The 245-nt window shown below is 51.8% G+C and carries 1 protein-coding gene; it reads right to left on the bottom strand.

The window, feature by feature from the left end; all coding sequences use genetic code 11:
* A partial coding sequence (locus BCT27_RS19150) for a cadherin repeat domain-containing protein (RefSeq protein WP_133153387.1) occupies positions 1–245 on the bottom strand: 245 nt, incomplete at both ends.

A 245-nucleotide genomic window follows, 5' to 3' on the forward strand; every position in this document is an offset into this window, starting at 1 on the left:
CCGACGGTTGACCCTAGTGCAATGTTTTCTGACACCACGCTATTCACGCCATCGATGTCTGTGACAGACGACGTTGAATACTCGCTTTTGTCATCACTGACATTGATTACAATCGTCTTGCTGGATGTTGAACCATCGGTCGATGTGGCCAACGCAGTAATTGTGTGCTCGGTGGCCGTTTCATAGTCAAGTCCCCCCGCAACGGTGACCTCTCCCGTGCTGGGGTTAATGGTGAACAAACCGCC

This window comes from Enterovibrio norvegicus (genome assembly GCF_002876705.1).
GTDB classification, from domain to species: domain Bacteria; phylum Pseudomonadota; class Gammaproteobacteria; order Enterobacterales; family Vibrionaceae; genus Enterovibrio; species Enterovibrio norvegicus_B.